Annotated in this window: 12 protein-coding genes; 7 read left to right on the top strand and 5 right to left on the bottom strand. The window is 56.6% G+C overall.

Translation table 11 applies throughout. The features are described 5' to 3' along the window. Positions 1 to 228: 228 nt before the first annotated feature. Positions 229 to 756, top strand: a complete 528-nt coding sequence (gene aroK / locus BN874_RS20220) for a shikimate kinase AroK (protein WP_034436449.1) — start codon at positions 229 to 231, stop codon at positions 754 to 756. A gap of 26 nt (positions 757 to 782) precedes the next feature. After that, the gene (aroB, locus tag BN874_RS20215) at positions 783 to 1,868 is read left to right on the top strand and encodes a 3-dehydroquinate synthase (protein ID WP_034436446.1); all 1,086 of its coding nucleotides are present in this window, start codon (positions 783 to 785) and stop codon (positions 1,866 to 1,868) included. On the opposite strand, the gene BN874_RS20210 is transcribed toward aroB, so the two are convergent. The 3 genes from BN874_RS20210 to hemE form a co-directional block, all read right to left on the bottom strand. Beyond that, a complete protein-coding gene (locus BN874_RS20210) occupies positions 1,843 to 2,469 on the bottom strand; it encodes a CBS domain-containing protein (protein WP_034436443.1) in 627 nt (208 codons plus the stop codon). The genes aroB and BN874_RS20210 overlap by 26 nt on opposite strands. A gap of 82 nt (positions 2,470 to 2,551) precedes the next feature. Further along, positions 2,552 to 3,004 carry an NUDIX domain-containing protein gene (locus BN874_RS20205; RefSeq protein WP_051498131.1) on the bottom strand — a complete coding sequence of 151 codons (453 nt, stop codon included), beginning with the start codon at positions 3,002 to 3,004 and terminating at the stop codon, positions 2,552 to 2,554. Between the two features lie 19 nt (positions 3,005 to 3,023). Then, positions 3,024 to 4,100: a uroporphyrinogen decarboxylase gene (gene hemE, locus BN874_RS20200; RefSeq protein WP_034436452.1), complete on the bottom strand. Its 1,077-nt coding sequence runs from the start codon at positions 4,098 to 4,100 to the stop codon at positions 3,024 to 3,026. A 246-nt stretch (positions 4,101 to 4,346) separates the two neighbouring features. Between hemE and BN874_RS24805 the strand changes: the two genes are divergently transcribed. The 5 genes from BN874_RS24805 (at position 4,347) to BN874_RS20180 (ending at position 7,347) form a co-directional block, all read left to right on the top strand. Next, on the top strand, positions 4,347 to 4,508 hold the full coding sequence (locus BN874_RS24805; RefSeq protein WP_154725045.1) for a hypothetical protein: 162 nt from the start codon (positions 4,347 to 4,349) through the stop codon (positions 4,506 to 4,508). Positions 4,509 to 4,600: 92 nt separating this feature from the next. Beyond that, positions 4,601 to 5,596, top strand: a complete 996-nt coding sequence (arsS, locus tag BN874_RS20195) for an arsenosugar biosynthesis radical SAM (seleno)protein ArsS (protein ID WP_034436441.1) — start codon at positions 4,601 to 4,603, stop codon at positions 5,594 to 5,596. 150 nt (positions 5,597 to 5,746) lie between these two features. After that, positions 5,747 to 6,580: a serine O-acetyltransferase gene (gene cysE, locus BN874_RS20190; protein ID WP_051498130.1), complete on the top strand. Its 834-nt coding sequence runs from the start codon at positions 5,747 to 5,749 to the stop codon at positions 6,578 to 6,580. Positions 6,581 to 6,588: 8 nt separating this feature from the next. Continuing rightward, positions 6,589 to 7,002, top strand: coding sequence for an iron-sulfur cluster scaffold-like protein (locus BN874_RS20185; protein WP_034436439.1), 414 nt, complete (start codon positions 6,589 to 6,591; stop codon positions 7,000 to 7,002). Between the two features lie 21 nt (positions 7,003 to 7,023). Next, on the top strand, positions 7,024 to 7,347 hold the full coding sequence (locus BN874_RS20180) for a HesB/IscA family protein (RefSeq protein ID WP_034436437.1): 324 nt from the start codon (positions 7,024 to 7,026) through the stop codon (positions 7,345 to 7,347). A 171-nt stretch (positions 7,348 to 7,518) separates the two neighbouring features. On the opposite strand, the gene BN874_RS20170 is transcribed toward BN874_RS20180, so the two are convergent. Beyond that, entirely contained in the window at positions 7,519 to 9,285 is a 1,767-nt protein-coding gene (locus tag BN874_RS20170; protein ID WP_034436433.1) for an ATP-binding protein, read from the bottom strand. Then, on the bottom strand, positions 9,285 to 9,554 hold the full coding sequence (locus BN874_RS20165; RefSeq protein WP_034436431.1) for a hypothetical protein: 270 nt from the start codon (positions 9,552 to 9,554) through the stop codon (positions 9,285 to 9,287). Before BN874_RS20165 ends, BN874_RS20170 begins: the two co-directional genes overlap by 1 nt. Between the last annotated feature and the right edge of the window lie 176 nt (positions 9,555 to 9,730).

Genomic DNA, 9,730 nt, shown 5'->3' with positions numbered 1-9,730 from the left:
TGCAGATTGATTTGATGTTTGCGGCGCTGGGAGTGCTGGCGACGCTGGCGGTCGGTCTGTACTTCGCCGTGGACGCCGGGTTAAAAAAGCTGTTGCCCTGGCACCCCGCTCATCCCGAAACGACCGCAGCCGACTGAACAGCGATGGAGTTCCTGTCGAAACTCTGAAAAGTGATGCCGTACACTAGGCGGCAACCAAAGACCTGCGTCCACCGATTACGCCGCCGTCATGCCACCGACTCTTTCCAACATCTTCCTCATCGGCCCGATGGGTGCCGGTAAAACCACTATTGGACGCCGCCTGGCGCAGACGCTGCGGCGGGAGTTCCTCGACAGTGACCATGAAATCGAACAACGCGCGGGGGCTAGTATCCCGCTGATTTTTGAACTGGAGGGCGAAGCGGGATTTCGCAGCCGGGAAAAAGCCGTGATTGCTGAACTCACCCAGCGTCCGGGCATCATTCTTGCGACGGGCGGCGGCGTGATCCTCGATCCCGATAACCGCCGCTGTCTAGGCGGACGCGGTTTCGTGATTTATCTGGTGGCTTCGGTGGACGAACAACTTCGCCGCACCTCTCTCGATACCAACCGCCCACTGCTGCAAACCGCTGATCCCAAAGCACGGCTGGCACAACTGTTCGAGTGCCGCGATCCGCTGTATCGTGAAATTGCCGATAGCATTGTGCTGACCGAAGGCCGACCGATCCGACAGGTGCTGCGCGATATTTTGAACCCGTTGGAACCCTCTCAACTCTGATCCCATCGCCCGACTGCCTACGCGCCATGCAAACCCTCTACGTTGAACTCGGCGACCGCCGCTATCCCCTGTACATTGGCCCCGGTCTGCTCGGACAGTCCGAACTGCTGCGCCCTCACATTCCGGGCCGGCAAGTGCTGGTGGTTAGCAATACCACCGTTGCCCCGTTGTACCTCGACCGTACCCGCGCCGCTCTGGCCGGTTTGCGCCACGAGGCGGTGATCCTGCCCGACGGCGAGCGTTACAAAACCTTGGACACGCTGAATGAGGTGTTTACCGCGCTGCTGAACCACCGCCTTGATCGCAACTGCACCCTCATCGCCCTCGGCGGTGGAGTGATCGGCGATATGACCGGTTTTGCTGCGGCCTGTTATCAGCGCGGCGTCCATTTCATCCAGATTCCAACCACGCTGCTGGCGCAGGTGGATTCCTCGGTGGGCGGCAAAACCGCAGTCAATCATCCGCTCGGCAAGAACATGATTGGCGCCTTTTATCAACCGCGCTGCGTGCTGGCCGACACCGACACCCTGACGACCCTGCCGGATCGCGAACTGAGCGCCGGCCTGGCCGAAGTCATCAAGTACGGATTGATTCGCGATCTCCCGTTTCTGGAATGGCTGGAGGCGAATCTGGAAGCGTTGCTGGCGCGAGATCCTGCTGCGCTGAGCGAGGCGATTGAGCGTTCCTGTCGCAACAAGGCCGAAATCGTGGTCGCCGACGAGCGGGAAACTGGCGAGCGGGCTTTGCTGAATCTCGGTCACACCTTCGGCCACGCCATTGAAACCGGAGTGGGTTACGGCGAATGGCTGCACGGCGAGGCGATAGCGGCGGGGATGATTATGGCGGCCGAGCTGTCGGCGCGGCTGGGCTGGTTGCGCAAGGCGCAGGTGGAGCGGGTTCGAGCGCTACTGACTCGCGCCCGCCTGCCGGTGGCGCCGCCACCGGCGTTGACTCCCGATGATTTCCTGCGGCTGATGGCGGTGGACAAGAAGGTTCAGGATGGACGGTTACGGTTGATTCTGCTCCGCGATCTGGGGCGCGGAGTGATCGCTGATGATATGGATATCGCCCCGATACGGGAGACGATCAAGGCAACGACTCGTCGATCTTGATCGGGTAATCAATCCCCGCCTGCTCCAGATCGGTATAGGTCGTCGGGTGCCGTGCCGGATCGATGTCCAATCCCAACTGCAAACCAATCTGCGACAGCGAGAAAATGCCACGCACCGCTAACATGCCGGTGTCCGGGTCAGCGTCTACCACCATCGCGTGCTGGCGGTTTACCTGGCGCAAGGTGGCAATGATGTCGCCCACCTGCGCATTCTGCACCTCTGTCATCAATAGCACCTCCAGCTTGGGCTTGAGGGTCATGATGTCGGCAACCAGCAAATCTTCCCAAGCGCCGCCAGCTTTGGCCAAGATACGGGCCGGTCTCTCACCCTCGATGTCGCGACTGGTGATCAAACCAACGATATGACCGTCGGTATCGCGCACCAACAGCAGCCGCACTCCGCGCTTGATCATGGTTTCCTGCGCCTTGTTCAGCGGCGTGGTCAATTCAGCCGTGTACGCGGTAACCCGGCTGAGATCCGTCATCACCGTCAGGGCGGGATCATCGGTAGTGACCTGATCGGGCAGGCTCTGGCGCGGACGAAAATAACTGGCGCCACTGTCCAGCCGATGAAAGGGGAGGGGTTGATAGTCCTGACTCATACGAGCGGTCTCCAAAAGAACGATAGGTTCGAGAGAATCCGGTGGACTGCCTGCGCTACTTGCAATCTATCCGGGCAACGGCTCAGGGTCGGCGCGGTGGGCGGGCGAGGATACCATCGGTCCATTCCAGAATCGCCCGCACCCGCAGGGTCAGCAGGGTCCAGGCTTCCGCACGGTTAACCCAGCAATATTCGCTGTGTTCCGGTCGCCCCAGTTCGGGATTGGGCGGCAGGCTGACGTCGGTGCCTAGCGACTCGGCAATGTAGTAGCGAGCCACCTTGCGACCCTGATTATAGGGATACGTTTCCCGGTAGACATCGCCCCAGCGGAATCGCAGCCCAGTTAACGTCGTTTCCTCTTCGACCTCGCGCACCGCCGCTTCCAGCGGCGACTCGTTCACTTCAACGACGCCTTTGGGAAAGTCCCAGTAATTGTAGGCCCGTAGCAGCAGATAGTCGTAATGATCGCGATTCCAATGGATCACCACAACGCCAGCGGATAAAATCCGGGGGCTGACCGTCCTTGGGTTCGGCATCTGCATTACCCCGCCGATCTCACAATCCGGTTCCCGCGTGACAAGGCGCGCTCAGCTCATGCACCGCTGTGACCAGCGCCCGAACCGATTCCGGATTGACCCCCGGCTGGACGCCGTGGCCGAGATTGAAAACATGGCCGGGACCAGGGCCAAAGTCAGCCAGCACCTGCGCCGCCTGCTGGCGGATACGTTCAGGAGTAGCGTACAGCACGGCGGGATCAAGATTGCCCTGCAACGCGATCCGTGCGCCGACTCGCCGCCGCGCATCGCTCAAGTCTACCGTCCAGTCCACCCCGACCGCATCGCAGCCAGTTGCGGCGATATCCTCCAGCCAGGCGCCGCCCCCCTTGGTGAACAGGATCACCGGCACCCGTCGGCCCTCGGCTTCGCGGGTTAAACCGGCGACGATCTGGGCCATGTAGTGCAAGGAAAACTCCCGGTAGGCACGGGGGGTAAGGATGCCGCCCCATGTATCGAAGATCATCAATGCCTGGGCGCCAGCCGCCACTTGCGCATTCAGATAGGCGATTACCGCCTGGGCAGTTACGGCCAGCAACTGGTGCAGCAGCGCTGGCTGGTCATACAGCAGTCCCTTGATCCGGGTGTAATCCTTGCTGGAGCCGCCCTCGACCATGTAGGTCGCCAGCGTCCACGGGCTACCGGCGAAGCCTATCAGCGGCACCTGCCCAGCCAGTTCCCGGCGGATCAGCCGTACCGCGTCCATGACGTAGCGCAATTCGAGTTCCGGATCGGGCGCGGCCAGCCGGGCAATATCCGCCGCCGAGTGCAACGGTCGGGCGAATTGTGGCCCCTCGCCCTCGCTGAACGACAGGCCCAGCCCCATGGCGTCAGGAATGGTCAGAATGTCGGAAAACAGGATCGCCGCATCCAGCGGAAACCGTTGTAGCGGTTGCAAAGTGACTTCGCAGGCCAGTTCCGGGGTCTGGCAGAGCGCCATGAAATGGCCGGCGCGCGCGCGGGTGGCGCGGTATTCCGGCAAATAGCGACCCGCCTGGCGCATCAGCCAAATCGGGGTGCGGTCTACCGGTTGCCGCAGCAGGGCGCGTAACAGGCGGTCGTTGCAGAGCGTGGTGATCATGAGTTCCTGATGAGGCGGTCTCGGTTCCAACGGAGCGGGTGGCCTAAGTAGTCTGATTAATACCGCCTGATGTTCCCGGCTGAACGTTTATTGTCAAGTGTGCCAAGGTTCCAAGGTGGCGTCTATGCGTCGCCATCGCTTCAAAGCGGTTAGTGCCTCACTGCCTGCTCTAATAGTGACCGCTTTTAATGCGATATCGCCCTGCTCGTTTTGATCTGCTACTGTCTGCCCGGAGAATCCCATTTGACTATTCCGCTGGATCAAGATGTTGCCTGGTTACCGGGCTTGCTCAAAAAAACGCTGGATGCATTGGTTGAAGTCACCGGCGCCTTCGTCACCGGGGCAACCATAGCGGATAGTCCTGTAGAAAGTAGTGGTCAGGTAGTAAGATTCTTGACAACTTAACAAGTTAAATTTTCCTGCATGGCGAATCACTGCATCGTGCAGGACTACCGCTACAGGATTACATAACAGTACACTTTTCCGAGAGGGCCGGTATGCGCGACACCCTTCCCCTGCTGCTGGAAACCCATTTTCCCGCTGTTGCCCGCCAGCGGGTCGAAACCCTGCAAGCGAACCTGGGCTACCGCTGCAATCAATCCTGTACCCATTGCCATGTCGCAGCCGGCCCCCAACGCACTGAGGAAATGATCTGGGAGACGATGGAATTACTCTTGCGTTACGCAGCGGCGCGGCATATCGAAAATCTCGATTTGACTGGCGGGGCGCCGGAGTTAAATCCCTATTTTCGTGGGTTAGTGATTCGCGCCCGTCAGCAGAAACTTCACGTCATGGATCGCTGCAATCTGACCATTCTCAACGAACCCGGTCAGGAGGATTTGGCCGTATTTCTGGCTGATCACGCAGTTGAAATCACCGCTTCACTGCCCTGTTATCTGGAAGAAAACGTCGATCAGCAGCGCGGTAAGGGCGTGTTTGAATCCAGCTTGGTTGGTTTGCGGCAACTCAACGATCTTGGCTATGGTCGGTCCGATAGCGGTTTGACGCTGAACCTGGTCTACAACCCGCTTGGCCCGGTGTTACCACCCGATCAATTGGGTCTGGAAGCGGCTTATAAACAGGAATTGGCTGAACACTATGGGATCGTGTTTTCCCGGCTGTTTGTGCTGGCCAACATGCCGATCCAGCGCTTCGGTAGCCAACTGATTTCCAAGGGTCAGTTCGTGCCTTACATGAAGCTGCTCAAGTCCGCGCACCGGGATGAGAATCTGGAAGCGGTGATGTGCCGCAATCTGATTTCGGTGGACTGGCAGGGCTATGTTTACGATTGCGACTTTAACCAGATGCTCAAGCTGCCTTTGGGCGCGGGCGGGGCGGATCGCACTCATCTTTCCGCGCTGCTGGACCGGGAATTGATCGGCGCTAAAGTGCGGGTTGCGGATCACTGCTACGGCTGTACCGCCGGCCAGGGCAGCAGTTGCGGCGGAGCGCTGGAATCGATGCCGGTACCGATACCCGTCATGGCTGCATGACCGGTGTCAATCGAGGTTGCAAGTGTTGATGCTTGCCAAGGTCAAAAAGTCGTGAATCTTCCAGCCTGTCGAACATTGCTATAATCCCGCATCCCATCCGCCCTCTCTGTGCGGTTGGCTCCTTACTTCGACCGGCGGGATCAATTGGCTATGGCGTTCTGGCAGCGGCTGCGAGAAGACATCACCTGCGTGTTCGACCGCGATCCTGCGGCGCGCAACGTATTCGAAATCCTGACCTCCTACCCCGGCATTCATGCCGTGTTGTTTCACCGTTTCAATCATGCGCTGTGGACTATGGGCCTGAAGTGGCTGGCGCGATTTTTTTCGGCCTTTGCCCGTTGGTTGACCGGGATCGAAATTCATCCGGGCGCGAAAATCGGGCGACGCTTCTTTATCGATCACGGGATGGGCGTAGTGATTGGCGAAACTGCTGAGATCGGCGATGACTGCACCTTGTACCAAGGCGTCACCCTGGGCGGCACCAGTTGGAACAAGGGCAAGCGTCATCCCACGCTCGGCAATAACGTGGTGATCGGTGCTGGTGCGAAAGTGTTGGGGCCGTTCAAGGTTGGCGACTATGCCCGCATCGGCTCCAATTCGGTAGTAGTCAAAGCCGTGCCGGCTAATGCCACGGTGGTCGGAGTACCGGGTCGAGTAGTCGAGGCTGAAGGCGGTGAAAATCTGGATTTGCGCCGGGAAATTGCCCGCAAACTGGGTTTTGACGCTTATGGAACCACCCCGGATATGCCTGACCCCGAAGCCCATGCCATTAACCGGATGCTGGATCACATCCACGCGCTGGATCGTGCGGTTCGGGTGCTGTGTCAGGCGTTGCGCGAAGCCGGCATTGAACCGCAGGGCGAGTTGCGATTGCCGGACCTGAATGGTTGCGAATTGCGTTCAGCAGCTTGCCCGGAAGGCTGGCATGAGCCAAAAGGCGACTGTGCGGCTAAGGCCAATCAGACTGCCGACACTTCAGCCTGAGCGCGATCATGCGCGAATTGAGCGCGGTGGCGCGGGATCACTTCGAGCGACCACGCAATGTCGGGAGCCTGAATCCGACCGATCCTGATGTGGCAGCGGCGCTGGTCGGCGAACCGGTCAGCGGCGCAATTTTGCAATTGCATCTGCGGGTGGACGAGCGGGATGTAGTCGTTGTCGCCCGGTTCAAAGCCTATGGTTGCGGCTGGACCATCGCTTGTGGTTCATTGCTGACCGAGTGCATCCAGGGCCGGGCACTGGTTGAAATTGTCCCGTTCCGCCACCATGAACTGCTTGCAAAGCTGGACGTGCCGCCGGAAAAATTGCATTGTGCGGTATTGGCTGAAACCGCGCTTAAAGCGGCATTACGCGCCCATGCGGTGAAACCAACCTTCAACCCCATCCTCCAATTTGATCATCCCTAACCTTCTCAGGAGCATTTCATTATGTCGATCACCCTGACCGAAAAAGCTGCTAACCGCGCTTTGTCCTATCTGGCCAAGAAGGAACAAGCGCAGGGGCTGCGGCTGGGAGTGCGCAATACCGGCTGTTCCGGCTATATGTATGTGGTTGGGCTGGCCGATACGATTGAAGCTGACGATCAGATTTTTGAATCGCAGGGCGTCAAGGTCGTGATCAGTACCAAGAATCTGCCCTATCTGGACGGCATCGAACTGGATTACACCAAGGAAGGATTGAATGAAGGTTTCCGCTTCCGCAATCCGAATGTTAAAGACAGTTGCGGCTGTGGCGAGAGTTTCAGCGTCTAGTACGCAGTGTGGAATGGGCGTCTTGCGCGGGAATAAACGGGCAAGATGCCCGTTCCACCTTGACCCAATGCTCCGCATGATACGACTTCGCTGGGTCTTCCAGCAGAATGCGCGGCTCCAATCGATGCCAGTTCGTTTTGCCAATCCAGGTGAGTTCGAGCTTTTGGCGCACTATTTTTTATCAGGGCCTTTGCTTTGCCGTCTTAGACTTTCAACTGCTTCCTTGATCGCGTTGGCGTTAGATGCCTTCTCACCCCACTCGCGCCAAAAATTCTTGGTGAGACTCAATGGTGTTGCCTTGGGCTTATCGAGCTTAATGCGCGATGGCAAGAGGATTGAATCTCCGAGAACGATTGCCTCGCCAATGTCCAAAAGCGGGAGAACGTCAGCAATACCGGCCATGCTATCGGGCATCACCGATTTCACCGCTGACTGATCCTGTTCGTTTGTCAGCCTCAACGCTATGAAGTTGTGGCATTGGCTAAGAATCGTTTTACTGACATCCGATGGGCGCTGGCTTACAACCAATAACGCAAACCCATACTTCCGGCCTTCCTTCGCGATGCGCTCAAACGTGTCTAGCGCACGCTTTGCCGCCGCATCTGCATCAGACCTGACAGGCAAGTACAAATGCGCTTCATCACACACCAAACAAACCGGAGTGCGCGATTCTGCTTTCATCCAGAACTGGACGTCATAAAGAACTCTAGCCAAGACGCTGACAACCGTTGGCAGGACATCTGACGGAACCTCAGAAAAATCAACAACCTTGATTCCAGAACATACTCCGCTTTTGGTCGAGAGAAAAGATTCGGCAAAAGACTGAAGCCACTCATACGACTCTGTGGCGACAGGTGGTTGAAAAAGAAAACCGTATCTCCGATCTGCGATCTTCGCTTCAAGGCGACTAATGAACCTAGTGAGTTTCCCGTACCACGGCCCTTGCTTATCTCGACCGGATGATCCGGGAACCATCTCTTGGTCGTCGTTCTGCAAGCTTATCTGAACAGCTTTCAGATCGTATGGAACCGGCGAATCAACAGTGAACGATGCAAGTACTTCCGTTAACTTCAAGTCTTTAAGTACTTTTCGCTTCTGATCAAAGACAATGTTGGTAAAGCGCATTGCCTGATTTGGCGCATTGTCGTCGCTTCGATCAAGTAGCATTGATAGCATCTCTTCCCGATTGAGAAGCCAATGTGGCAAGAACAGACTGTGCGGCTTTGGGTCAGCGAGATCACCAGGCCCTGCAATCTTTAAATACTCGGCGTAACCGTCCTTTTTATCTTTGGCTAAGGAGGCGTACTCGCCATGCATATCGAGAAGCACAAGGTTTGGATAACTCAGGGTGTTTGCGCGTTCGAGTAGAGCCGCAACCGTGTAGCTCTTGCCACTACCAGTGCTGCCAAGAATTGCAGCATGTCGCTGAAAAAACCGGTCACCATCGGCAACCGCCTCTGCCGTTGGGTCTATGGCAAAATGACCCAAACGAAGAGCTTTGTCTGCGGGAACATCCTGAGATAGAACACCCATGAATGCCGTTAGATTGACTCCTTGGATCAAGTGGGATGGCTGGTCAATCTGCGGACATGAATCGGCGCCGCGCTTGAATGATGGGCCAGAACCTCCATCCTTTACCCGGTATGTCCCAACCAAGACGGCCCGTATTGTGTCCTGCATATCCTCCTGAGTTGGTGCGGTTTCATCGTCCAGTATTTCGCTATCGATAATTGAGTCAGAGGGCAACCTCGTAATTCTCTCGACAATTGAAATCAGATATTGATGTCCCGTTGCACCTTGAATTGCCACCAAGTTCCCAATCATCACCTTCTTGAGCAATTCGTGGTCATCGATATGAATGAACACCCGCATGGTATCTACTGACATTACCCGACCAATGGGACTTTCACCCTCAAAAGACATTACAGATGAAGCCATCAGATCACTCCTTTATTGAATCCATCAAGATGCCAAAGCTCCTCGTCCACGATAATTTCTTCTCCGTCTGATGTCGAAATACGTGTCCGTGGATCAGAACCAGAAACTGCACTCAGCGCAATTACTTGAGTTCCTCTGCTATGGGCTATCGCCTTCAAAGCATTGTCAGAAAGCTCCTTCGTCATTATCACTGTCGGCTTGGTAAGCTTCAGATCAGGACAAAGATACTGTTCCAAATGATCATCGTTAAAGCCGTAACCCATGAACATCAGCCTAGTCGCTTCAGCTACACTTTGATTGCCTGAAGTGCGGTGATCATCGAATGCCCTGCGGAAACTTTCTCTGTATTTGCTCGCTCCCGGCGTAATAATGATCGGTGTTTTCCCAGCAGTTCCCGGTCTCTTGAAAAGCTCAATTTAATCAATGTATTATAGAAGGTGTTTGT

Origin of the sequence: Candidatus Contendobacter odensis Run_B_J11 (assembly GCF_000531125.1) — a bacterium.
GTDB classification, from domain to species: domain Bacteria; phylum Pseudomonadota; class Gammaproteobacteria; order Competibacterales; family Competibacteraceae; genus Contendibacter; species Contendibacter odensensis.
This window is presented reverse-complemented; position numbering and strand designations above follow the sequence as displayed.

What these genes read in the sequence shown, in the direction of transcription:
- aroK (WP_034436449.1), top strand. Translation starts at nt 229, where the DNA reads ATGCCACCGACTCTTTCCAACATCTTCCTCATCGGCCCGATGGGTGCC.
- aroB (WP_034436446.1), top strand. Translation starts at nt 783, where the DNA reads ATGCAAACCCTCTACGTTGAACTCGGCGACCGCCGCTATCCCCTGTAC.
- BN874_RS20210 (WP_034436443.1), bottom strand. Translation starts at nt 2,469, where the DNA reads ATGAGTCAGGACTATCAACCCCTCCCCTTTCATCGGCTGGACAGTGGC.
- BN874_RS20205 (WP_051498131.1), bottom strand. Translation starts at nt 3,004, where the DNA reads ATGCCGAACCCAAGGACGGTCAGCCCCCGGATTTTATCCGCTGGCGTT.
- arsS (WP_034436441.1), top strand. Translation starts at nt 4,601, where the DNA reads ATGCGCGACACCCTTCCCCTGCTGCTGGAAACCCATTTTCCCGCTGTT.
- cysE (WP_051498130.1), top strand. Translation starts at nt 5,747, where the DNA reads ATGGCGTTCTGGCAGCGGCTGCGAGAAGACATCACCTGCGTGTTCGAC.
- BN874_RS20185 (WP_034436439.1), top strand. Translation starts at nt 6,589, where the DNA reads ATGCGCGAATTGAGCGCGGTGGCGCGGGATCACTTCGAGCGACCACGC.
- BN874_RS20180 (WP_034436437.1), top strand. Translation starts at nt 7,024, where the DNA reads ATGTCGATCACCCTGACCGAAAAAGCTGCTAACCGCGCTTTGTCCTAT.
- BN874_RS20170 (WP_034436433.1), bottom strand. Translation starts at nt 9,285, where the DNA reads ATGGCTTCATCTGTAATGTCTTTTGAGGGTGAAAGTCCCATTGGTCGG.
- BN874_RS20165 (WP_034436431.1), bottom strand. Translation starts at nt 9,554, where the DNA reads ATGTTCATGGGTTACGGCTTTAACGATGATCATTTGGAACAGTATCTT.